The sequence below is a fragment of the Rasiella rasia genome, from assembly GCF_011044175.1.
GTDB classification, from domain to species: Bacteria; Bacteroidota; Bacteroidia; order Flavobacteriales; family Flavobacteriaceae; genus Marinirhabdus; species Marinirhabdus rasia.
Map to the genome: position 1 here is coordinate 2,074,559 of NZ_CP049057.1, position 25,019 is coordinate 2,099,577.

Annotated in this window: 23 protein-coding genes; 19 read left to right on the forward strand and 4 right to left on the reverse strand. The window is 38.1% G+C overall.

The window, feature by feature from the left end; genetic code table 11:
• Nucleotides 1–33: 33 nt before the first annotated feature.
• From G5B37_RS09355 to G5B37_RS09365, 3 genes are read right to left on the reverse strand one after another with little or no spacing between them, the layout of a single operon-like run.
• The gene (locus tag G5B37_RS09355) at nt 34–1,854 is read right to left on the reverse strand and encodes a GNAT family N-acyltransferase (protein ID WP_164679771.1); all 1,821 of its coding nucleotides are present in this window, start codon (nt 1,852–1,854) and stop codon (nt 34–36) included.
• Nucleotides 1,855–1,898: 44 nt separating this feature from the next.
• Nucleotides 1,899–3,155 carry an aspartate kinase gene (locus tag G5B37_RS09360; protein WP_164679772.1) on the reverse strand — a complete coding sequence of 419 codons (1,257 nt, stop codon included), beginning with the start codon at nt 3,153–3,155 and terminating at the stop codon, nt 1,899–1,901.
• Complete coding sequence (locus G5B37_RS09365; RefSeq protein ID WP_164679773.1) at nt 3,152–3,625, reverse strand: GNAT family N-acetyltransferase; 474 nt, start codon at nt 3,623–3,625, stop codon at nt 3,152–3,154. The genes G5B37_RS09360 and G5B37_RS09365 overlap by 4 nt, the downstream gene beginning before the upstream one ends.
• 81 nt (nt 3,626–3,706) lie before the next feature.
• On the opposite strand from G5B37_RS09365, the gene fbp reads away from it, so the two are divergent.
• From fbp to G5B37_RS09400, 7 genes are all read left to right on the forward strand, one after another.
• Entirely contained in the window at nt 3,707–4,711 is a 1,005-nt protein-coding gene (gene fbp, locus G5B37_RS09370) for a class 1 fructose-bisphosphatase (protein WP_164679774.1), read from the forward strand.
• 62 nt (nt 4,712–4,773) lie between these two features.
• Nucleotides 4,774–5,124 carry a fructose 1,6-bisphosphatase gene (locus G5B37_RS09375; RefSeq protein WP_164679775.1) on the forward strand — a complete coding sequence of 117 codons (351 nt, stop codon included), beginning with the start codon at nt 4,774–4,776 and terminating at the stop codon, nt 5,122–5,124.
• A 20-nt stretch (nt 5,125–5,144) separates the two neighbouring features.
• A complete protein-coding gene (locus G5B37_RS09380; RefSeq protein ID WP_164679776.1) occupies nt 5,145–5,951 on the forward strand; it encodes a cell envelope biogenesis protein OmpA in 807 nt (268 codons plus the stop codon).
• Entirely contained in the window at nt 5,948–6,439 is a 492-nt protein-coding gene (locus tag G5B37_RS09385) for a Rab family GTPase (protein ID WP_164679777.1), read from the forward strand. The genes G5B37_RS09380 and G5B37_RS09385 overlap by 4 nt, the downstream gene beginning before the upstream one ends.
• Nucleotides 6,436–7,038 (forward strand): hypothetical protein, encoded by a 603-nt coding sequence (locus G5B37_RS09390; protein WP_164679778.1) that lies wholly within the window; start codon nt 6,436–6,438, stop codon nt 7,036–7,038. The genes G5B37_RS09385 and G5B37_RS09390 overlap by 4 nt, the downstream gene beginning before the upstream one ends.
• 92 nt (nt 7,039–7,130) lie before the next feature.
• Nucleotides 7,131–7,622, forward strand: coding sequence for a Rab family GTPase (locus tag G5B37_RS09395; RefSeq protein ID WP_164679779.1), 492 nt, complete (start codon nt 7,131–7,133; stop codon nt 7,620–7,622).
• Nucleotides 7,619–9,127 (forward strand): ATP-binding response regulator, encoded by a 1,509-nt coding sequence (locus G5B37_RS09400; protein ID WP_164679780.1) that lies wholly within the window; start codon nt 7,619–7,621, stop codon nt 9,125–9,127. Before G5B37_RS09395 ends, G5B37_RS09400 begins: the two co-directional genes overlap by 4 nt.
• Nucleotides 9,128–9,140: 13 nt before the next feature.
• Here the strand turns inward: G5B37_RS09400 and G5B37_RS09405 are convergent, their stop codons facing one another.
• Nucleotides 9,141–9,566 (reverse strand): tellurite resistance TerB family protein, encoded by a 426-nt coding sequence (locus G5B37_RS09405; protein ID WP_164679781.1) that lies wholly within the window; start codon nt 9,564–9,566, stop codon nt 9,141–9,143.
• Between the two features lie 137 nt (nt 9,567–9,703).
• Between G5B37_RS09405 and G5B37_RS09410 the strand changes: the two genes are divergently transcribed.
• The 12 genes from G5B37_RS09410 (at nt 9,704) to G5B37_RS09465 (ending at nt 25,017) form a co-directional block, all read left to right on the forward strand.
• Entirely contained in the window at nt 9,704–10,732 is a 1,029-nt protein-coding gene (locus G5B37_RS09410; RefSeq protein ID WP_164679782.1) for a ligase-associated DNA damage response exonuclease, read from the forward strand.
• Between the two features lie 16 nt (nt 10,733–10,748).
• A complete protein-coding gene (locus tag G5B37_RS09415; protein WP_164679783.1) occupies nt 10,749–12,347 on the forward strand; it encodes an ATP-dependent DNA ligase in 1,599 nt (532 codons plus the stop codon).
• Between the two features lie 79 nt (nt 12,348–12,426).
• Nucleotides 12,427–14,886 (forward strand): ligase-associated DNA damage response DEXH box helicase, encoded by a 2,460-nt coding sequence (locus G5B37_RS09420; RefSeq protein ID WP_164679784.1) that lies wholly within the window; start codon nt 12,427–12,429, stop codon nt 14,884–14,886.
• Between the two features lie 20 nt (nt 14,887–14,906).
• Entirely contained in the window at nt 14,907–15,545 is a 639-nt protein-coding gene (gene pdeM / locus G5B37_RS09425; protein WP_164679785.1) for a ligase-associated DNA damage response endonuclease PdeM, read from the forward strand.
• 145 nt (nt 15,546–15,690) lie between these two features.
• Entirely contained in the window at nt 15,691–17,160 is a 1,470-nt protein-coding gene (locus tag G5B37_RS09430; RefSeq protein ID WP_164679786.1) for a DUF1800 domain-containing protein, read from the forward strand.
• 8 nt (nt 17,161–17,168) lie between these two features.
• Nucleotides 17,169–18,812: a DUF1501 domain-containing protein gene (locus tag G5B37_RS09435; RefSeq protein WP_164679787.1), complete on the forward strand. Its 1,644-nt coding sequence runs from the start codon at nt 17,169–17,171 to the stop codon at nt 18,810–18,812.
• Nucleotides 18,813–18,935: 123 nt separating this feature from the next.
• Complete coding sequence (gene metG / locus G5B37_RS09440; RefSeq protein ID WP_164679788.1) at nt 18,936–21,014, forward strand: methionine--tRNA ligase; 2,079 nt, start codon at nt 18,936–18,938, stop codon at nt 21,012–21,014.
• Nucleotides 21,015–21,917 carry a histone deacetylase family protein gene (locus G5B37_RS09445; RefSeq protein ID WP_164679789.1) on the forward strand — a complete coding sequence of 301 codons (903 nt, stop codon included), beginning with the start codon at nt 21,015–21,017 and terminating at the stop codon, nt 21,915–21,917.
• A 220-nt stretch (nt 21,918–22,137) separates the two neighbouring features.
• Nucleotides 22,138–23,721 (forward strand): phage tail sheath family protein, encoded by a 1,584-nt coding sequence (locus G5B37_RS09450; protein ID WP_263649777.1) that lies wholly within the window; start codon nt 22,138–22,140, stop codon nt 23,719–23,721.
• Between the two features lie 33 nt (nt 23,722–23,754).
• Nucleotides 23,755–24,213, forward strand: coding sequence for a phage tail protein (locus tag G5B37_RS09455; protein WP_164679791.1), 459 nt, complete (start codon nt 23,755–23,757; stop codon nt 24,211–24,213).
• Nucleotides 24,213–24,713, forward strand: a complete 501-nt coding sequence (locus tag G5B37_RS09460) for a phage tail protein (RefSeq protein WP_164679792.1) — start codon at nt 24,213–24,215, stop codon at nt 24,711–24,713. Before G5B37_RS09455 ends, G5B37_RS09460 begins: the two co-directional genes overlap by 1 nt.
• Nucleotides 24,714–24,720: 7 nt before the next feature.
• Nucleotides 24,721–25,017 (forward strand): hypothetical protein, encoded by a 297-nt coding sequence (locus tag G5B37_RS09465; RefSeq protein WP_164679793.1) that lies wholly within the window; start codon nt 24,721–24,723, stop codon nt 25,015–25,017.
• Nucleotides 25,018–25,019: the final 2 nt, after the last annotated feature.

A 25,019-nucleotide genomic window follows, 5' to 3' on the forward strand; every position in this document is an offset into this window, starting at 1 on the left:
AACTGTTGTTGAAACAACTAAAGTACAAACTATTTATTCTTCTTCAGCCATTTTTGCGCCGCTTCCGTATTTTTTCTCTAACTCTGCCTGAAATTCTTCCATCACAGGTTTTACGGTACTTTCAGGCAAATCGGCAATGCGAATGTACATGAGTCCATCTACCGCATTGTTGAAAAGCGGATCTACATTAAAGGCAACAACCTTTGCATTCTGCTTGATGTATTTTTTAATGAGAACTGGTAATCGTAGCGCCCCTGGTTCTACCTCATCGATAAGTTTGTCGAATTTATTTAAATCTGCTTCGCTTTCGTCAAAAATGAAATCTTTGTCTGCGTCTTTCAGCTTTACTTTATATTCCTTTTTCGGATTTATATATTGCGCGATATACGGATCGTAATAATTAGACTTCATAAACTCAATCATTAAGCTCTTACTAAAATCTGAAAATTTATTACTAATACTAACCCCTCCTATTAAGAAACGATGTTCTGGATACCGTAGCGTTGTATGTACTATTCCTTTCCAGAGCAAGAATAGCGGCATGGGCTTTTGCTGGTATTCTTTTATTATAAAGGCCCGACCCATTTCTATACTTTTACTCATCATGTCATAAAGTTCAGGCTCAAAACGAAAAAGGTCTTGAAGGTAAAACCCATCTATACCATAGGTTTCAAATATCTTCGAGCCTAATCCCATACGGTATGCTCCTGCCAGCTTTTTGGTGACATTGTCCCATAAAAACATGTGATGGTAATGTGCATCAAAAGGGTCTAAATCTAACGACTGATTTGTACCTTCTCCTACTTCTCTGAATGTTATTTCACGTAGCCTTCCTATTTCTCTTAAAATATTTGGGATACTCTGAGCGGGTGCTAAAAACACTTCGTAGTTTTTACTTACCAGCAAACGTTTGTCTTCATTTAGCAGCGTAGCAATCTCTACCTCCATAGCTGCTACAGAAACGGGGCCTGCAATTTTTTTCGGTTGCTTCGGAAGTTTAATGGTTTTTGGCAGTGTGTCTATAAGCTTCTTCTTCTGAAACGGATTCGCCAAAACATAGGTCTTTTTCCGAAGAAATTCTGTGTATAATTCTAAGCTCTCATGTTCATTTTGGTCTGCGATAGAAATGGGGTTACCGATTCTAACTTTTAAGGTACGCTCTTTTTGAGTTAATAACTCGCTTGGCAGTTTTGCGGTACGCAGGGTATCGCTCATTTTAGCCCAACGATAAAAGCTCTTGCTGTTTCTACCATGAAAGTAAATTGGGATAACAGGAACTTGAGCTTTTTTTATTAGCTTCATAGCTGCTGGTTCCCACGGCTTGTCGATGATAATTCTGTCATCTTTTTGCGTAGAAACTTCCCCTGCAGGGAAAATACCTAACGGAAAGCCTTCGCGTAAATGTGTTAACGCAGCTTTAAATCCTGCCACACTATTTTGCACTTCCTTATGATCTTCAAAAGGGTTTACTGGCATTACATACGGCTTTAGTGGCTCGATGCGGTGTAGTAAAAAATTGGCAATGATTTTATAATCTTCACGTCGTTCAAGCAACAGCTTTAACAATAATATACCGTCTATTCCTCCCAATGGGTGGTTAGAAATTGTAATAAAAGCCCCTGTTTTTGGTATTCGTTTTAAGTCTTCTTCGGGGATTTCAAAGTCTACTTCAAACTCTTCTAGAAGTGCATTAATAAACTCTAAACCACTAAGGTGCTTGTTGCGATTGTAAATTTTATTACATGTAGAAATACTAAGAGCCTTCATAAGAGACCAGCCCATAAACGTGCCTAAAAAGCCTAGTTTATCGACTTTTATTGCCTTGGCAATCTCTTTTGAAGTGACTAATCCCATGAAAATATTGGTTGTTGTTACTCACAAAGATAGCGAAACGGCAGTTATTCTTTTACCACTAATTGAACCGTACCGCGACTCTCTTGTTTTACTAGTAAAGTCTTGTCTTTAAGAATTGCTTTAACCTGCTTAGGGCTAGCATGCCTAATCGTATAAAGTGTCACATTTTCATTCCAGCTAACTTTAAAAGCGCTTCTCAATTTTGCTAGTAGTGGCTCTAGGGTGTTGTATTTATTATCTACACAAACTGAAAAACTAATCGCAGAGTTTTGAATAAGCTCCACTTTCATTTTATATGTATGAAGCCATTTAAAAACATCCCCAATATGGTGCTCCATCATAAAATTGAAATCTAGAGACGACAGAGAAATAAGTACTTGGTTCTTCTTCAGAATAAAACAAGAAACCATAGGGTCTAATGTTACTCCTTTCCCGACACAAGTACCCTGATCTAACGGATTCATGAATGATTTTACATACAACGGTATTTCTTTTCTCTGTAAGGGTTGCAACGTTTTTGGATGAATTACAGATGCTCCGTAAAACGCTAATTCTATAGCCTCTCTATATGATATCTGGTTGAGTAATGTGGTTTGCGCAAAGTGTCTTGGATCTGCATTGAGCACACCAGGAACGTCTTTCCAGATAGTAACACTCTCTGCATTTAAGCAGTAGGCAAATATTGCAGCGGTGTAATCACTCCCTTCCCTTCCTAAGGTTGTGGTAAAGTTGTGCTTTCCTTCGGCTCCAAGAAAACCTTGGGTAATTGTAATACCTTTTTCTGAAACTTTAGAAACAATACGCTGCTGCGTAACATCCCAATCTACCATGGCCTCTCTATAGGTGTCGTTGGTAACAATGAAATTTCTAACGTCTAAAAGTGTATTATTCACCCCAATTTCTGACAAATAATGAGATAATATCGTGGTAGATGTAAGCTCTCCGTAACTCACAACTTGGTCATAAACAAAGGCATGGTCTTTAGATTTATTATTATCTAAAAATTTTGAAAGTTCTATCGCCAAGTTATTAACTGCCTCATATACCGGGTGAGAAGTAGTGGCAAACAAATTGTTTAAAATAGAATGGTGAAATGAAATAAAGTGCTGCTTCGATTCTTTAAACGCGGAGAGGTCATTAAAATAGTCGTGCACCACTTGTTCTAGGGCATTGGTCATTTTCCCCATGGCAGAAACCACTACCACTACATCTTTTACTTCCGTGATTTGCAGTACACGGGCAAGATTCTTAACTCCTTCTGCGTCTTTTACAGACGCACCTCCAAACTTAAATACTTTCACTCTGTAAATGTTTCTAAATGCTCTTTACTCATTTCTACGAGCCACCAGTTTTTTTGAAAAACGGCTCCACTTTTTTCGTACATAGCAATGGCGTTCTTATTCCAGTCTAGCACAATCCATTCTGCTCTTCTAACACCGTGTTCATTGGCATATCTCAATACATTGTTATATAGCAATGTACCTATGCCTTTACCTCTGTATGCGTTTTTTACAACTAAATCTTCTAGATGTACAGTTTTTCCTTTCCATGTAGAAAATCGAAAATACACTAACGCCATTCCTACAATGGTTTTATCAATTTCAGCAACAAAACATTTAAACAATGGTGTTGTTCCAAAACCCTGCTCTTCCAACTCTGCCACAGTTACCTCAACGGCATCGGGTTCATTTTCAAAAACTGCCAACTCTCTAATGAGCTCTAATACTTGAGGCATGTCTTGTTTTTTCGCGAATCTGATTAAAGGTTTCATCTTTTGGTTTTGCCTCACAAATATCGGTTGTATTTATCAAAAAACCCGATATTTGCTTTAAATTAAGAACGACCTTGTATCATGGGAAAAAGAAATCAGACGTTAGGCGAATTTATCATTGAAAATCAAGAAGAGTTTAAATACTCTTCTGGAGAGCTTTCAAGGTTAATTAACTCTATTCGTTTGGCTGCTAAGGTAGTTAACCATGAAGTGAACAAAGCAGGGCTTGTAGACATTTTAGGAGCCGCTGGAGAAACCAATATTCAGGGAGAAGACCAGCAAAAATTAGATGTTTACGCAAATGATATTTTTATTAAAACCTTGACTAACCGAGAAATTGTCTGTGGTATTGCTAGTGAAGAGGAAGATGACTTTATAACTATTCAAGGGCGTAATAAAAAGAATGACAACAAATATGTGGTTTTAATGGACCCCTTAGACGGTTCTTCCAACATAGACGTAAATGTTTCGGTGGGTACCATTTTTTCCGTTTATAGACGGGTAACCCCGGCAGGCTCACCGGTTACCATTGAAGACTTTCTTCAGCCTGGAAAAAACCAAGTTGCGGCAGGTTATATTGTTTATGGTACCTCTACAATGATTGTCTATTCTACCGGGCATGGTGTAAATGGTTTCACTTTAAATCCAGCAATTGGAACTTACTACCTTTCACATCCTAATATGCAATTTCCAGTAGATGGAAATATATACTCGGTAAACGAAGGAAACTACGTGCATTTTCCTCAAGGGGTAAAAGACTATATAAAGTATTGCCAAAAAGAAGAAGACAATCGTCCTTATACATCTCGCTATATTGGATCATTAGTTTCAGATTTTCATAGAAACATGATAAAGGGTGGTATTTATATCTACCCCAACACTGCCAAAGATCCTCAAGGGAAATTGCGTTTACTGTATGAATGCAATCCAATGGCATATTTAGCAGAGCACTCTGGCGGTAGTGCTAGTAACGGGTTTGAACGTATTTTAGACATTATACCTACAGAACTTCACCAACGTGTTCCTTTTTTCTGCGGAAGTAAAAACATGGTTGCCAAAGCAGAAGAGTTTATGCGCAACGCTTAATTCAACTATTTAAAGCGCCGTTAGGGTTTTTTTCTTAAATTTATGCGAGAAAAAATTAATCAATGGCAAAGAAAAATACACCTTCAGAAGGAGACCTTCCTATGGACTCATCGTCCAAAATTGAAGCTATCAAAAACTTAATATTTGGAGAGAATATTCTCGAAATTGACAGTGAATTTAATACGCTTAAAAAAGAAATTGACCATCAGAAAGAGACGCTTCAAAACTACATTGATGAAGTGCGAAATGAGCTAATGCAGTCTATAGATTCTTTAAGTACCGATGTAAACATTCGTATTACAGACCTTGAAGATGCCATGAATTCAAAAACAGATGCTTTATCAGAGAGCAAAGTTGACAGAAAACAACTTAGTGCGCTACTCATAAAACTAGGTGAAAATATTGGGTCTTAACTTCACCAATTGGGAAAGGTATGGAAGAGGACAAATTGCAATTATTGCGGGACATCCTGTTGGTAGACGACAGGCAAGTTGCTAGTGCAGTAAACCAGCGCCTCGATGTAATTTCTGAAACAATTGAACAACGAGAGAAACTTTCAGAAAAAGTTGATCCAATAATTAAAGAAAAACTCGACGAGTTTATTGCAGAAATCCCAGTAACCTTAGGCCCTACTATTACAAAAACACTACAAAGAGAGATCGCTAACTCTCAAGATGCTGTTGTTGAAGCGTTGTACCCTATTATGGGAAAAATGATTAAGCGCTACGTACAAAATGAAATTAAAAAGCTATCTGAAAATATAAACCAAAAAGTAAATAACACCTTTTCATTAATTAGTTTAAAAAGAAAAGTCCGTGCTCGGTTTTCTGGTGTAAAAGAAAGTGATATGATACTTTCTGAAAGTAATCCGCCAGTCGTAAATGAAGTGTTTATAATTCAAAAAGGTTCAGGAATTCTGCTTGGCAACTATAGTAAAACCGAAACATTAGACAAAGATATGATTTCAGGTATGCTTACAGCTATTAAAAGTTTTGTGGAAGATGCTTTTAAGGGTGGTGCTCAAAATTTAGAAAGCATAGAGTATGAGCTATACACTATTCACATTCAAAATTTTCATAGTTTCTATATTGCAGTCGTTATATCAGGCAATTACACCCGTTCTTTTGAGAGCAAATTAGAAAACAAACTGTTCAAGCTCTCACAGAAGCTTTCTCATGGCGTTTCTAACTTGTCGCGTGAAGAGACCAATTCATTCTTGAAAAATTTCTTTAAGAAATGAAACGCTCAAAAAAAATAGTGCTACTTGGGCAGTTTGGTGTTGGTAAAACATCGTTGATGAGGCGGTTTTTAGAAAATATTTTTGAGCACGATTATAAGCCCACACTGGGTGTTCAGATAAAGAAAAAAGAGCTTCAAATGCCTAGCGGAAATACGCTATCTATGATTGTATGGGATTTAGAAGGATTTACCTCTGTAGTAAAAGCACGCGCCTCCTATCTCTTAGGATCTGAAGGCTTTATTTATGTTTTCGACCTTTCACGACCAATAACGTATGAATGTTTGGAGGCTGAACTGAATTTTATTAACGAAAAGTACCCAAAAGTTGCTACATTGCTTGTAGGCAACAAAGCAGATATTGAAGACCCAAGTAAAGTGGCTGAAGTGTTAGCAAAAAAGAATATTATCCCCGATAGTTTTGTAAGCGCAAAAACAGGAGATGGCGTACAAGAAGTGTTTATAGACCTCGCAAAAAAGATGATAAGATGACAAGCCAGAACACATTTTTTACAAAAAAAATACAGGAAATTCAATGCAAACCTAGTGGGAAAATTCTCCAGAGCAGCGATACAATTTTTAAGTTAGGGAGCGAAGACGATTTATATGACTTACATCCATTTTTTGAAAGTCTACAAACCGAATTACAAAGCAACGAACCATTTGGCAGTCACTTAGCCTTTCCATGCGTACAATTAGACATTCATGGCAAAGAAGCCATTTGTGACGTTACAATAAAGAAAGAGCGCGATTTTTTGGCGATTTTACTATTCGATTATTCGCAACATTACGAACACCTGCATGAAGCCGCACTAGAGAAAAAATCTGCATTGTTATTAGAGCAAGAATTTGACTTAAAGAGAGAGCATCTAGAAGAAAAGAAAGCATATCTAGAGTTCATGAAACAGCGAATTGACAACAAAATGATATTAGAAATTGAACAGATTATAAAGAATATTCATGCTATTAAGTTGGCTCAATTAACCCCAGAACAACAAAGTATTTTAGAGGAAATCGAAAAGTCTGTGGGCACTTTTCATTTAAAAGCAATACAGATAAGAAATGAGCTCGATTTTAATTTCGATTCATAAATCTTATTTTTCGCATTACTTAGGTATTGAATCACAAACGACAAACTACTTATGTTGTTTTCCTTATCTTTGTCGCTTTCAAACAAACCTTTATGAATTACCCAAAAAAAATTGTACTCCTTGGTCATTTTGGTGTTGGCAAAACAAGTTTGCTTCGTCAATTTGTGGATACTATTTTTAGTGAAGATTATTTAGTGACAGTTGGCGTACATGTTAAGAAAAAAGAGATTACGGTAAACCAGCAACAAGTACAGCTAATAATTTGGGATATTGAGGGAAATACATCTATAGACAAAGCCAGAAACTCATATCTACTAGGGTCACATGGTTTTATCTATGTTTTTGATGTTACACGTCCAGCAACATACGAAAATATTGAAGATGAAATTAAGTTTCTTGATACCAACTATCCCAACATCCCCGCTTGTATTGTAGGAAACAAAGCCGATCTTTTTACTGAAGAATTTACTCCAGAATTTTTTGGAGATGAGGTCTTCGATAATTGTTTCTTCACAAGTGCCAAAACAGGTGAAAACGTTTCAGAAATTTTTAACGCTATCGCAAAACAAACTTTACAGGTATGAGTCCATCTGACTTAAAAGAAGAATTTACACAAAAACGGATTCAGCAAATAGAAGTAGATCAAGACGGTACAATCTTAGCCAGCGATGATGTTTTATTCTCAATAAAAGGGGTAGCAAACATTTCAAATTTACACCCCTTCTTTGAAGGATTGCAATACCTTCTCGAAGACCTAAAAGAACACATTGCCATTCCATGTGTAAATATTGCTTTGCAGAACACCAATAAAATTATTGATGTTGAAATCATAAAAAGAGATAATCGTTATTTTTTATTGCTTTTCGATTTCACGCAACACTATGAAGATGCACATCCGCTAGTTCAAGAAAAAAATGAAGCAGGCATTGCCAAAGAACAACTAGCTTTTGATAAGCGTTTATTGTTAGCAAAAGAAGCATTTAAAAATACGTTTTTAGCTAACCTAAATCATGAAATTAGAAATCCGCTTAACAACATGTTAGGTTTCATGGAATTGTTGCGAGACACAAAGCTTACCTACGATCAAAATGAGACGCTTAAGGTAATGCACCGTACCGGGACTCAAATAAAACAACTTATGGATGACATGCTCGATATTTCAAAAATAGAGCGGGGTGTTATTCGAGTGCAAAAAGTGGCCTTCAATCTAGGGCATATTTTAGCCAATTTACAGCGGCATTATTTATTAAAATTGTCTTCCAAAAAGGTATCGGTACAATTATTAATTGATGATGATATTCCAAAAAAATTGATAGGTGATCCTGTTCGGATTAATCAGATACTATTTAACCTTTTAGAAAATGCTTCTAAGTACACCCTAGATGGTATGGTTACCTTGCATGTATCTGTTAAAGAATTGAAGGGAAAAGATTGTGTTCTTTCTTTCACGGTTACCAATACTGGTGAGGATATCCCTGCTTCCGAATTAAATAAAATTTTTGATAGCTACTACCAATTAAAGGAAAGTTCGATAGAGCCTTTAGGTGAAGGGCTCGGACTTAAAATAGTTAAAGATCTGGTAGAATTACTTCATGGTAAAGTTTCGGTAGAAAGTGAAAATTCGGAAACCGTTTTTACCTGTGTATTACCTTTTGAGGTTAGAACAGCCAAAGAAAAGAGACCAACGGTTCCTAAGGGCTCTGGAATATTAATTAGTAAACGTATTTTAGTTTTAGAAGATGATGAAACGTCTCAAATGCTTTTAATGCGTACCTTCTTGAATAACGAGTGCGGCTATATTCTAGAAATTGCCAACTCGGCCGAACACGCCTTCGTTCTTCTAGAAAAAAAATCTTATGATCTCATCATTATAAAAAATAAACTTCCAGACTCACCTGCGCATACATTTATAACAAGCTGTAACACTCATACAAGTGAACAGATTGCTGAAATGCCTATTTTGGTTGCAAGCGGTAGTACAATGTTGCAGCAGCAGCAAAGCTTGTTAGAAGCAGGTGCTAGTGGATTTCTAGCAAAACCATATACGCAAAAGGAGCTTTTCGACACCATCGAAAAGCTCCTTCCGTAATTGTAAAAAACTCTTATTTCTTATTTAGAAGGTATCGGTAATCTTCCATATCTAAACCTCCATCGTAAATTTCAATTGAACGTTTTATAAGTTTCTGCGCTAACTCTTCAGTATATCCTAAGCCTATCGCATAGCGTTCGATTAATGTGCGTTCATGATCATCGATTTCATGATCGGCAAAAATCATTTCAAACAAATCGTGCATTCTTTCTAGTCTACGGTCTGCATCGTTTGGAGGGTTAATTGGGTATTTTGAAGGGTTTTTTAAAACCACTTCATATTCGCTCTCATCTATATCCAATTTTCTTGCAAATCGGCGAAGCATCTTTTCTTCTTCAGCATTTAGTTCTCCATCAACTGCTGCCATATTGGCTATAGAAGCAAAATGCCCTAAATTTCTCTTGTGTTCTCCACTTTCGAATAAATCTGTAAATGACATAGTATTAAATTAGATTACAAATATAGTTTAAGTCGAAAATATTTCCGAAGAAACCATCCATTTCTTTTTACCGAAATTCTCGCTAAACTTTTCTTAACAACGCAAACGATGCCAGCCTATCTTCTTAATTTTAAAGCATGAGTCAACCTTTACTTGTATTTAATGAAAAAGGTATTTATTGCCAACAAGCCGATGTCTATATCGATGCTTGGCGCCCCGTAGATAAATGTATTGTTACACATGGTCATGCAGACCATAGTCGCTGGGGCCACAAACAGTATATTACCCACCACAACAATGTTCCCATTATAAAACATCGTCTAGGCGACATTACAGTCTCCGGAAAAACGTGGGGCGAAACGTTCACCATTAATGGAGTTACCTTTAGTCTGCACCCTGCAGGACATATTGTTGCGTCTAGTCAGGTTCGCGTCGCTTACAAAGGAGAAGTTTGGGTATTTACTGGCGATTTCAAAACTGAAAATGACGGCATCGCAGAGCCTTTTGAACTTGTAAAATGCAACACTTTTATTACCGAGTGCACATTTGGACTACCTGCTTTTAAATGGACACCACAAAAAGAAGTTTTTAACGATATAAATAGGTGGTGGGCAGCTAACCAAAATGAGCAGAAAACGTCTATTCTCTTCGGATATTCCCTAGGTAAAGCACAACGTTTATTAAAACATATAGACCCAACTATTGGTAAAATTTATACCCATGGAGCCATAGAAAATATGACAGAAGTGCTAAGACCTATGTACGACTTTCCAACAACAACACGTGTTACACGAGATACAAAGAAAGAAGACCTTTTAGGTAATATCGTTCTTGCACCCCCTAGCGCACATGGTGGCACATGGATTCGTAAAATGGTGCCATATGTAACTGCAAGTGCCAGTGGCTGGATGACGTTTAGAGGAGCAAGAAGAAGACGAGCCATAGATCGTGGATTTGTACTCAGTGACCATGCAGACTGGGATGGGCTGTTACGCACTGTAAAGGAAACTGGCTGCGAAAAAGTTATTGCCACACATGGGTACACAGATATTTTTGCCAAATATTTAAGAGAAGAAATGGGCTTAGATGCCAGGACAGAGAAAACACAATACGAAGGTGAACAGGCAGAAATAGAAAACAACAAAACTGAAGACAGCAATAAATAATAGTAAGACAAAAGCATTGAAACAATTCGCCGAACTTATAAAAACATTAGACAGCACCAACAAAACTACGTTGAAGGTAGCTGCCCTAAGTGACTATTTTAATACTGCTTCGGAAAAAGATAAACTTTGGACCATCGCTATACTTTCGCACAGGCGTCCAAAAAGGCCCGTCAATACCACCTTGTTACGGCAATGGGCTACTGAAATTAGCGGAATTCCGCAATGGTTGTTTGAAGAAAGCTACCATATAGTAGGCGATTTAGCCGAAACTATTGCACTCATCATCCCAAACTCCAATACATCTAAAAAAACTTCAAAAACACTATCTACATATATTGAAGAAATCATTGCTCTTAAGTCGTTACCCGATGAAGAGAAAAAAGAATACCTACAACAAAATTGGTTGCAGCTTTCCTATTTTGAACGTTTTGTCTTTAATAAAATAATTACGGGCGGATTTAGAATTGGTGTAAGTCAAAAATTAATGACGCGGGCTTTGGCCAAATCAACAGGTATAGATGAGGACATTCTAGCCTATAAACTCATGGGAAATTGGACTGGTGAAAACACCACGTTCAATGAGCTTATATTACAAGAAAACCCAGAAGACTATTTAAGCAAACCATATCCTTTCTATTTAGCCTATGCTGTAGAAGATAATTTTCAAAAAGACCTTGGCTCGCCTAAAGATTGGAGCTTTGAGCATAAGTGGGATGGTATTCGCAGTCAGATAATTATTAGAAACAACGAAGTTTTTGTTTGGTCGCGAGGTGAAGAATTAGTGACAGATAAATATCCAGAATTTCAACGTTTTATTTCGAAAATACCAAATGGCACTGTACTTGACGGCGAAATTTTACCTTTTGCAAATAATCAAATCGGAAATTTTAACGCCCTGCAGACGCGTATTGGAAGAAAGAATATTTCCAAAGCGCTGCTCGAAAAAACACCCGTAATACTCAATGCCTATGATATTCTAGAATGGAAAGGAAAAGACATTCGTCAACAACCTTTTTCAGAAAGAAGAAAAATATTGGATACGCTAATTTCAGAATGTGCTTGGGAGGAAATTGGCCTTTATTTAAGTGAGACCATGAATTTTGAAACATGGGACGCAGCAGCCAAAGAACGAACGCTATCTAGAGAAAAGCGCAGTGAAGGCTTAATGATTAAGCGAAAAGACTCTCCCTACCTCGTAGGACGAAAAAAAGGCGACTGGTGGAAATGGAAAACAGACCCGTTTACTATAGACGGAGTACTTACTTATGCAATGCGTGGCCATGGTAGGCGCGCAAATCTATTTACAGATTATACTTTCGGACTTTGGAACAACGGAGAATTAGTAACGTTTGCAAAAGCCTATTCTGGCCTCACCGATGCAGAATTTAGACAAGTTGATGCGTGGATTAAAAAAAATACCCTCGAACGCTTCGGGCCAGTGCGTAGCGTAACACCGCATCATGTTTTTGAAATTGCCTTTGAAGGTATTGCTGAGAGCAGCCGCCACAAAAGTGGAATAGCAACGCGTTTTCCTAGGATATTACGCTGGCGAAAAGACAAAACTATCAAAGAAGCCAACACATTAGACGATTTAAGGGCGCTAATCCCTAAGTGAACCTAAGGTTTCTTACTTTATAGAAAATCTATGTTGCGAGATAGCAAGACGTTGTTGCTTTCAATTTTCAACTGGTTAAATGAAACAAAAAGAATTAATAAACATAGCCGAAACTTGGTTCCATCAAAAAGATTGGAAAGTTTTCCCTTTTCAGAAGAAAACTTGGAAAGCATTTCTTGGTGGCAAACATGGCTTATTAAATGCCCCAACAGGCAGTGGCAAGACCTACGCCCTTTGGGTTCCTATTGTTTTACAATTCATAAAAGACAATCCAGAATATAAGTCTAAAAAAACCAAAGGGTTAAAAGCGATATGGATTACTCCCCTACGTGCACTTTCGGTAGAAATTCAGCAGTCGGCACAACGCTTTGCAGACGAGCTTGAAACCGGACTAACGGTTGGTATTCGCACTGGAGACACTTCGCAAAGCGAACGTGCAAAACAAAAAAAGAGCATGCCAGACTTGCTCATTACTACTCCAGAAAGTCTCATGTTACTGTTGGCTTCTACAGGCTATGACAAGCTATTTAACAAATTAACGGCTGTGATAGTAGATGAGTGGCACGAATTATTGGGAAGTAAACGTGGTGTGCAAATGGAATTAGGCTTATCGCGCCTGAAATCAATTTCTCCCGAGCTTAGAATTTGGGGTATTTCTGCAACCATTGGCAACCTTTCGCAGGCACAAGAAGTGCTGTTAGGAATGAACGACGATTTCCGAAGTAATTCGATACTTGTAAAAGCAAATTTGAAAAAGAAAATTGTTGTAAAATCTATCATTCCTGAAAAAATGGAAACTTTTCCGTGGAGAGGACATTTAGGACTACATTTATTGGAAGAAATTATTCCAATTATAAACGAGAGCAAAACCACATTAATCTTTACAAATACTAGAAGTCAATGCGAGATTTGGTTTCAGAAAACACTTGAAAAACATCCAGAATTTGCTGGTGAAATAGCAATGCATCACGGCAGTATTAACAAAGAAACTCGTTTATGGGTAGAACAAGCTATTCGCAATGAGAGCTTAAAGGCCGTGGTAGCAACCTCTAGTTTAGATTTGGGTGTAGATTTTGCGCCTGTGGAAACAATCATCCAGATAGGTGGTCCCAAAGGAATTGCTAAGTTTTTACAACGAGCTGGACGCAGTAATCACAGACCTGGAGAACCTTCTGTAATTCATTTTTTGCCTACGCATGCTATAGAACTCATTGAGGCATCAGCACTTAAAAAGGCAGTGAAGTTAGAAGTAATGGAGGATAGGATTCCGTATCTCTTAAGTTTTGATGTTCTTATTCAGTATTTAGTTACGTTGGCGGTGAGTGACGGATTTGTCCCGAAAGAAATTTTCCGAGAAATAAAAAACACCTTCTCCTTTCAAGGAATAACCCATGAGCAATGGCAGTGGTGCTTAAATTTTATCACTTTAGGAAGTCAGAGCCTACAAGCCTATGATGAATACAAACGTGTTTTAGTAGATGAGAACGGGCGCTTTTACGTAGACAACCGTAAAACAGCCATGATGCATCGCCTTTCTATAGGAACCATTGTTAGCGATGCCATGGTACAAGTTAAATATGTTTCTGGCGGATTTATTGGTACAATAGAAGAATTTTTTATCGGTAAAATGAAGCCTGGTGACGTGTTTGTCTTTGCCGGAAGAACCTTAGAACTTGTGCGCGTTAGAAACATGGTAGCTCAAGTACGCAGAAGCTCTAAGCGAACACGCAATGTGGTGAGTTTTATGGGGGGGCGTATGGCGCTTTCTTCACAAATGTCTGAGATTTTAAGGAATGAATTGCAATCTGAAGCCGACCATAAGCGCAACACTCCAGAACTTAAGGCGCTTTCACATATCTTCAATAGGCAAGAAAAGGAAAGTGTTGTTCCTAGAAAAAATGAGTTTTTAATTGAAACATTTAAAACAAGAGAGGGGTATCATCATTTGTTTTACCCATTTGAAGGGCGTTTTGTACATCAGGCAATGGGCGGATTACTAGCCTATCGTATTAGTTTATTGTCTCCAATTACATTTTCGCTGGCCTACAACGATTATGGTTTTGAATTGCTAAGCGATCAACCCATGAACATCCAAGATATTTTAGATAATAATTTATTTAGTACCGATTATCTATTTAGCGATCTTCAAAAGAGCTTAAACAGCACAGAACTGGCACGAAGAAAATTTAGAGACATTGCCGTAATTAGTGGCTTAGTTTTTACAGGCTACCCAAGCAAACAGATAAAAACAAAACATCTACAGAGTAATAGCCAGCTGTTATTTGATGTCTTTAGAGATTATGAACCCAACAATTTATTATATCAACAAGCCTTTAGAGAAACTTTCGAACATCAACTAGAAGAAGGACGATTAAGGCTTGCTTTAGAACGTATCTCGACGCAAGAAGTAGTCTGGAAACTCTGCGAAAAGCCAACCCCCTTTAGCTTTCCTATTATAACAGACAGGTTACGAGAAAAGCTTTCTTCAGAAAAACTGAAAGATAGAATCAAAAAGATGACCTTGTTGTTAATGAAATAATCGCGCTGTATCTTTACAGCGTGTCGCAAACTGTTGCCATTTATAACCAATCGTTTATACTTCACCCAAGCGGTGCAATTTTTTGGAAAGAAAAAGCCATGCTTCTTATTGCAGATGTACATTTGGGTAAGGTTGCGCATTTCAGAAAACATGGCGCAGCAATCCCGCCTCATCTTGCCTTTGAAAATTTAGAGCAGCTAACAGAAATTTGTAATGACCTTTGCCCACAAACAATATGCTTTTTAGGCGATTTGTTTCACAGCAACTTAAATTCTTCCTGGGACGATTTTACTAAATGGGTCTCGTATATTAAAATTCCTATTGTTTTAGTGTCTGGCAATCACGACATCATCCCGCAGTATTTGTTCGAAGAATTAGGTGTAAAAGTTTATGAAACCTGGAAGATAGAGTCCTTTTTACTCACACACCACCCTACCGAAGAGGTCAACTTTTTCAATTTTTGTGGACATGTTCATCCCGGTGTGAAATTACAGGGAACAGGAAGACAAGTTTTAAGACTACCTTGTTTTTATAAAACGAAACAGCAACTTATTTTGCCTGCCTTCGGAAAATTTACAGGAAAACATACTTTATCCCCTACAAAAGAATCAGAAATCTATGTTATTGCAGATGGTGAAGTACTTCACATTTCGTCTTAAAACCACAGAAAAACCAGATAGAATGCAATAAATTAGGGTGAAAAACCGATTTTTATGAAACCTTGAGTGTTAAAATGCTGTCTTACAATATGTAAGTTACTAGTAATATCTATATTTAACCATCTCAAACCTATAACCTATTGCCATGGAAACTACTACCCAACCTTCCTGTAACACCGCAACTCTTAGTCCATACATCCCTTCAGGTTCCAATCCGTGGAACGTTTCCAAAGTTCAACATACCTTTCGGCGATTAGGTTTTGGAGCTACTACGATGGAGGTGGATGATGCTCTAGCCTTAACACCCGAACAATTTATAGACGGGCTTGTAGATGGGGCTATGGCTTTGCCGCCCACGGCTGCTCCGTTTTGGAGTAATTATGCCATTAGCGACTTTGGCGATTACGAAACCGAAAACAACCAATACGCGTTTGAGTGGCGCCTACAGAGCGGAAATGATATTATATCTGAAAAGCTTCGAGGTCGTCTTGCGTTTTTCTGGATGAACCATTTTGTTACAGAAGTAGAAGCTGTGTTCTATTCGCCATTTATGTATCAGTATTACAACAAGATGCAAACGTATTGCCTCGGAAATTTTAGAGAATTTACCCGCGTTATGGGCACAGATAACATGATGCTATTGTATTTAAATGGTTTTGAGAACACCAGCAATAATCCTAACGAAAATTATGCCCGAGAGTTATTTGAACTTTTTACGCTTGGTGAAGGAAATGGCTACACACAACAAGATATTTTAGAAGCCTCAAGAGCACTTACAGGTTACAACCATTGGGCAGAACCTGGGGCAGATATCTATTTTGATAGTGCTACATTTGACGACGGCCTAAAAACTATTTTCGGACAAGAAGGGGCTTGGGGGTACGACGACCTTATTACCATTTTATTTGAACAACGCGGCAATTTAATTGCCAATTATATCTGCGAAAAATTATACAAATTCTTTGTGAGCCCCTCAATAGATGCTGTTATCACTCAGAATATCATAGAACCCTTAGCACAAACATTATTAAACTCAGATTTTAATCTTGCACCTGTACTAAAACAATTATTTAAAAGCGAACACTTTTTTGACGAACGAGCACTCGGAGTTGTTATTAAGAGTCCGATAGACGTAATCTTCAATTACGTAAATGAAGCTTCTCTTTTTTATGATGACACTTTAATGGATGCATTTATATACTATGCGGGTCTTATGGGGCAAGAAATGTATGACCCACCAGATGTTAGTGGTTGGCAACGCGATGAAACATGGATTAACTCGTCAACACTTTCTGGTAGATGGCAACTCATCGAGTTATATATAGATTATCTCATGGCTAATGGATACGATGCCCTTTTGGTAGACCTAGCAAGAGAACTCTCTAACGATAGCAACGACCCTGCCTTTATAACCGAAGTTGTTGTTAATCACTTTGTAAGTAAAGAACTTCACACACTCGCCGATTACGATATCGCTACTGATGTATTAAAGTGGGAAGTGCCACAAAACTACTACGATAATGGTACTTGGAACCTTAATTGGTCTTCAGCACCTTTACAAGTTTCACTATTGCTGAAACATATTGCAAGAATGCCCGAATTTCAACTTAAATAACAACGCTTATGTGCCATCACGACACCTTCTCGAACAAGCCTGCCGAACAAGCAGGGAAAAAAGATGCTAGCAAAGAAGAAAAGCATATACACGATCAGGAACACGCTACCTGGAACCGGCGATCATTTATTCAGGCTCTTGGCTTAGTAGGTGGTGGAAGCGTGATGCTAGGTTCTGCTGCAGTTTCAGCAACAAAAGCCTCACCACTCTCTGTGGCCCTATCGCAGAGTGAAAACGATAATATTTTAGTTATTGTACGCTTAAAAGGGGGTAATGACGGATTAAATACGATTGTTCCAATTTACGACTATAGTACCTATGCAAATTTGCGCCCTACCATAAGACATCAGGAAAATGACCTTTTTAACCTGAATGCAGATTTTGCCATTCCTAATTTCATGAACGGTTTAGAAGCCATGTGGGGCGATGGGCAAATGAAAGTTGTTCATGGCGTAGGATACCCACAACAAAACTTATCGCATTTTACGTCTTCAGATATTTGGGCAAGTGCATCAACACCAACTTTTGAACCTACCGGCTGGTGGGGCAGATATTTTGAAGACCTTTATCCAGATTACTTGACCAATCCGCCAGCTGTCCCGCCGGCAATTCAGATTGGTAGTATTGGAAATCTCATTTTTGAAGGTGCCGAAAATAATTATGCGTTTTCAGTAGCCAATCCAGATCAATTGGCAAATGTGGCGGCAAATGGCGCACTGCACGATGTATTAAACCTACCCGATTGTGTGTACGGAGACAAATTACTTTTTATGCGGTCTACCACCAACACAACCTTTAACTATGCCCAGGTAATTAACGATGCTTACTTAGCTTCTAGCAATAGCGTAGACTATGAAGATGCCGAGTTAGCCAACCAGTTGGCTATCGTGGCACGTATGATTAAAGGAGGATTAGGTACCAAAGTGTACATGGTAACCCTCAACGGATTTGATACGCATGCCAATCAGGAAGTAGATCACAGAACGTTGTTGGAAGATCTTTCAGAAAGTATGAGAGATTTTTATGATGACATTGGTAATGTGGGTATGCAAAACGAAGTACTTACCATGACCATTTCAGAATTTGGCCGTAGACCATACGAAAATGGCTCTAACGGAACAGATCATGGTGCAGCTTCTCCTGTCATGTTATTTGGCCCCGGTCTAAATGGTAGCGGTTTTGTTAGCGAGCACCCAGACCTGAGCGACTGGGACAACAACGACAACCTTATCCCAACCACAGATTTTAGAGATGTGTATTCTAGTGTACTAACAGATTGGTTTTGTTTAGATCCAAGTGTTGTAAACGATATTTTACTAAACGAAACATACGAAAATCTAGACCTTGGCTTCTCTTGTGAGAGTTTGGCCGTACAAGATTTTGGTGATGTTAACAGGTTTAATCACGTAGCTACATACAATAATAATACAACAAACATTGAGTTCACAATGCCTTCTACTGGCCATGTAGACATTAAACTCTACGATATCTTAGGAAAAGAAATTGGAACCATGAAAAATGAAATCATGTTTCCTGGTAGACATATTGTAGATGTGAAAGCAACAATTAATACACGTTTATCTTACGGGCAATACATATATAGAATTGCGGTAGGTGGGCAGTTTTATAGCCGCTCCATCCTTATTAAATAGCATTTTTGAAATCTAAATAAGAAGCCGTTTTATCTCAAACGGCTTTTTGCTGTCTGAGACATAGGGAACCTGCGGTAATTGTTTATTTTTGCAACCATACTGTATTAATCGGTTTCAGAAAATATGAGTCAAGATCCTAAGCGTTATACAATCACAGCGGCACTACCCTATACCAATGGTCCTGTACACATAGGTCACCTAGCAGGTGTATACGTCCCTGCAGATATTTATGCCCGTTTTCAGCGGCTACAAGGTAAAGATGTTGCCTTTGTCTGCGGAAGTGACGAGCACGGTGTACCTATTACTATAAAAGCTAAAAAAGAAGGTATTACTCCGCAGCAAGTAGTAGATAAATACCATGCAATTATAAAGCAAAGTTTTGAAGACTTTGGGATTACATTCGACAACTACTCACGTACATCTGCCAAAATACACCATGATACCGCCTCTGCGTTTTTTAAAAAACTCTATGAAGACGGAAAGTTTAATGAAGAGGTTACAGAGCAATTGTATGATGCCGAAGCCAACCAATTTTTAGCAGATCGCTTTATTGTAGGTACCTGTCCTAAATGTGGTTTTGAAGAAAGTTACGGAGACCAATGTGAAAACTGCGGTACCTCTCACAATGCTACAGACCTTATTAATCCTAAAAGTGCCATTTCTGGAAATGCTCCAGAATTAAAGAAAACCAAACACTGGTTCTTACCCTTAGACAAGTATGAACCTTTTTTAAAGCAGTGGATTCTAAAAGATCATAAAAAGGATTGGAAAACGAATGTCTACGGACAATGCAAATCTTGGATAGACGATGGTTTGAGACCCCGTGCAGTAACTCGTGATCTTGATTGGGGAATCCCTGTTCCTGTAGCTGGAGCAGAAGGTAAAGTACTTTATGTCTGGTTCGATGCACCAATTGGCTACATATCGGCCACAAAAGAATGGGCAACCCAAGAAGGTAAAGATTGGGAGCCATACTGGAAATCGGAAGACACCAAATTGCTTCATTTTATCGGGAAAGACAATATTGTTTTTCATTGTATTATTTTTCCAAGTATGTTAAAGGCAGAGGGTAGTTACATTATGCCCGACAACGTACCCGCCAACGAATTTTTAAATCTTGAAGGCAATAAAATTTCAACGAGTAAAAACTGGGCGGTATGGCTGCATGAATATTTAGAAGATTTCCCCAACCAGCAAGATGTGTTGCGCTATGTGCTAACGGCAAATGCACCAGAAACAAAAGACAATGATTTTACATGGGCAGATTTTCAGCAGCGAAACAATAGTGAGTTGGTAGCTATCTTCGGAAATTTTATCAATCGAGTAACCGTTCTCACTCACAAATATTACAACGGGGTGGTTCCAGAGCCTTCTAATTATTCTGAAGTAGACCTTCAAACTTTAAAAGAGTTGAAGGCCTATCCAGCCGTTATCGAAAGCTCTATTCAAAGGTATCGTTTCCGCGAAGCTCAGACAGAATTGATGAATGTAGCACGACTAGGAAATAAATATCTAGCCGATGAAGAACCTTGGAAAACTATTAAAACAGACGAGGCCAGAACCCAAACAGTAATGTATGTTGCCTTGCAAATTGCTACGGCATTGGCTGTTTTAAGCGAACCCTTTTTACCGTTTACTTCATCAAAATTGAAGCATATCCTCAATACGCCATCAAGCGCAGATAAAAACGCCCTGAATTGGCAAGGCATTAGCTCTGAAGAAACGCTATTAGCTGCGGGACATACCATAAATACAAGCGAGCTGCTTTTCAGCAAAATTGAAGACGAGCAGATGCAACAACAATTAGACAAACTCGAGGCTAGCAAAAAGGCAAATGCAACACCAGCAGCCCAAAAGGTGGAAAAACAAAAAGATATGATTCAATTCGATGATTTTACAAAACTCGACATGCGAGTAGGAACCGTTCTAGAGGCAGAAAAAATGGCAAAAACCAAAAAATTGATGGTTTTAAAAGTAGATACAGGTCTCGATGTGCGTACAATTGTTTCTGGTATTGCTGAAAGTTTCACTCCTGAAGAAATTATTGGAAAACAAGTAACGGTATTGGTAAATCTAGCTCCTAGAGCCCTTCGTGGTGTTGAAAGCCAAGGAATGATTTTAATGACCGAAAATGCAGAAGGTAAGTTAGTTTTTGTAAATCCAGATAGTAGTGATGTTGGCAACGGCGCGACGATAAATTAAATGCTCAAAATTGCGTACCACTCCATCTATAAATACACGTTACCAAACGGGCACCGATTTCCGATGGCCAAGTACGAGTTACTTCCAAAGCACTTAATAACCCACGGTATTGCCAACGACACCAACTTTTTTGAACCTGAAAAAGTTGCAAGCACACATATTTTGAAAATTCACACCGCCGATTATTACAATCGATTGTGCTCTCTTAACATTGATAAAAAAGAAATCAGAAAAATGGGCTTCCCGCTGCGCCAAGAATTAGTGGAACGTGCCCATTACATTATCGATGGCACAATAAAGGGATGCGAATTTGCCTTGCAATATGGTGTTGCCATGAATATTGCGGGTGGCACCCACCATGCCTATGCCAATCATGGAGAGGCCTTCTGTCTTTTAAACGACCAAGCTGTTGCCGCTCGGTACTTATTGGATCATAACTTGGCAAAAAAAATTCTAATAGTAGACTTAGATGTGCACCAAGGTAATGGCACTGCCTCTATATTTGCCAATGACCCACGAATTTTTACTTTTTCTATGCATGGGGCAAATAATTATCCTTTTAAAAAAGAGGTGAGCGATTTAGACATTCCGTTAGGTGACAAAACCAACGACCTTGACTATTTATCGACTCTTAAAAACACCCTGCCTCTATTATTGAAAAAGGTAAACCCAGATTTTATTTTCTACCTAAGCGGTGTAGATATTCTAGAAACGGATGCTTTAGGAAGACTAAGCTGCTCAATAGAAGGGTGCGAAGCTCGTGATATTTTTGTGTTGCAAACTTGCCAAAACAATAACATTCCAGTGCAGATAAGTATGGGAGGTGGGTACTCTAAGGATATCGAAATTATAATAGAAGCCCACGCCAATACCTTTAAAGCAGCCCAGCAAACATTTTTCTAATAGTTCAAAAATCATATTTTACTTTTTCTATATCGTAAAAACTGCTGATTTTTAGTAATTTACGTGTAAACACCTATTTCACAAACTAATATTTCTGCCTAATATTATATTCTGAAAAAGGCGCTAAAATTGAAAATATATGGCGCCAGAAAGCAAGAACGTGCCTTGCGCAACAACAATTGTTTACGTTTAATTTAAATCAATTAATGTGTTAAAACCTATGAAAACTCCTGGGGTCTACATCCAAGAATTAGATGCCTTTGGGAACTCTGTAGTACCGGCACCCACAGCGATCCCGGCCTTTATAGGGTACACAGAACAAACAACTTTTAACGGGACCAACTTGTTAAACAAACCTATTAAGGTTGATTCACTTGCAATGTTCAAATCTATTTTTGAGCCTACCAATCCTGAGCTCAAGCCTTCTATTACTTTTAAAGTTGAGCTTGAAGGCGATAGTTTTGCTGAGAAAACCCCAAGTTTTTCGAACAATGGTGTAGACTATTATGTAAGTCCGAGCACGATTACTCACAGATTACACAGTGCAATGAAGTTCTTCTACGCCAATGGGGGTGGAGAATGTTACATTATAAGTATTGGCGATTATAAAACCGAACTAGATACTGCAGACTTTGTAGCGGCAATTAGCAGTTTAAAGAAAGAAATTGAACCAACCATGCTCGTAATTCCGGATGCTGTAGAATTAGCCACTGGAAGTACGACCGATCCTCTAAGTGTAAAGAATTCGCAAATTTATGCACTGCAAGAAGCGATGATTAATCACTGTGGCGACCAAATGAATAGAGTGGCAATTTTAGATGTTCCTGGGGGTTTTGATGAGCCTATTTCAGAGCCAAACGCAAGTGTAAATGCCTTTAGAAATGGAGTATCGCCATTAGATCCAAAGTTTAATAGTTATGCGGTAGCGTATTATCCCTGGCTACATACTTCAGTATATATCACATCTGACATAACATACAAGAATATTGACCCAAGTTCGTATAGCGCTATTGTTGCTATTCTTACTGCAGAATTAAAAGGTACAGCAACCTTTGTAGTTAAAGAATCTGGAGAACTAATTCCGGAGATTGCAAAAATCTTATCATTTTTCAGCAATACTCCAGACACTAGTGAGCCTAAAATGACAATGGATAAGGTAGATGCAACACTTAAGAATATTAGTGCTGTGTATCCTATCATCTTAGAAAAAATTAGAGATCAACTAAACCTCATGCCTCCTAGTGCGGCAATGGCAGGAATATATACTAGTAGCGATAATTCTGAAGGAGTTTGGAAGGCTCCTGCAAATGTTACTATTCAAAACGTAATTGCTCCTGCAGTTAAGATAGATAGTGAAATGCAACAAGACCTAAACGTACCTACAAGCGGAAAGTCTATATGCGCTATTAGAGCATTTGCGGGAAGAGGAAACCTTGTTTGGGGTGCTAGAACTCTCGACGGAAACTCTAACGATTGGCGATATATTAATGTGCGTAGAACTATCATCTTTATAGAACAATCTATTAAGGACGCTACCATGGCATATGTTTTTGCACCGAATGATGCAAGTACGTGGGAAACGGTGCGAAGTATGATTAGTAATTTTTTAACGGGACTATGGAATCAAGGTGGTTTGGTAGGTCCAAAACCTACAGATGCATTTTCAGTAAATGTTGGTTTAGGGAGCACTATGACCAATCATGATATTCAACAAGGAATTATGAGAGTTGCGGTAAAAGTTGCGCTTTCACATCCTGCAGAATTCATTGAAATTACCTTTCAGCAACAAATGCAAAAAGCATAAATCAATTATTATTAAAATTAAGAACAACACACCATGGCAGGAGAAGCTCAAGATAAGGTATGGCCATTACCAAAGTTTTATTTTAAGGTAACAATAGGGTCACAAAATAATTCGGTGGCATTCCAGGAAGTTTCTGGATTAGATACAGAAACACAACCAATTGAATATAGACATAGTGATAACAAGGAATTTTCGACTATAAAAATGCCCGGGATTGTAAAATATGGCAACGTAACCTTGAAAAAAGGAATTTTTGTAAATGATAACAATTTCTGGAAGTGGTATAATGACATAAAGATGAATACCATAAAAAGGGAAACCGTGATAATCCAATTATTGGATGAAAAGGGGATTCCAACAATGACATGGACTCTTGCCAATGCGTGGCCTACCAAATTAACAGGTACAGATTTAAAATCTGATGGTAATGATATTGCCGTAGAAACGCTAGAGTTAGCTCATGAAGGTCTCACGATTACAAATGGCGGATAATGGCACAAGAATACCCTCCTATATCATTTTATTTCAAGCTAAGTTTTAGTGGTGTAATTGGTGCCGAAGATCCTTCTTTTACAGAAGTTGCTGGAATTAGCATGGAAATGGGGGTTGAGGAAATTATAGAGGGTGGAAACAACAATTTTAAACACCGTGTTCCAACCTCTGTGAAATTCTCGAATCTCGTATTGAAACGCGGATTGGTTCCAAAAAACTCGGAAGTTATTTCTTGGTGTAAGGAAATTTTAGAAGGAGGGCTCGCCAAAGATGTTGAGACAAAAGATATCATTGTGCAATTGATAAATGAAAATGGAGATCCGCTCAAATCTTGGAGTTTTATAAATGCCTTGCCGGTAAAATGTGAGGTGTCTTCTTTTAATTCAATACATAAGGAAATACTTATTGAATCCCTGGAATTTGCATATAACTCATTTACTGAGATAACAAGTCCGAAAGACACCTCTAATGATGATTTTAGTTTCAATCTGCCTAATTAGTAATAACATGCCCATAGAAATTAGAGAACTACTTAGAAAAGCACGAATAGAAGAACCATCAGCGCCGATTTCCGAAGAAATTGATGTGATTAGACCCAACAATCGATTCTTAGAGGATGTCAACAGATGCTCACCAGACCTAACGCATTACATTGTAGTAAAAGCAAGAAACACCCTCCCACGACTTTGCCACGATATTCATAAAAATCGATGTTTCTATACTGAAGTGACAAAACATACTATGATTGCGAATTTTAGAAACCTAACCTCGGGCACGAACTTATACATGCCTCCAATTAAATAAAG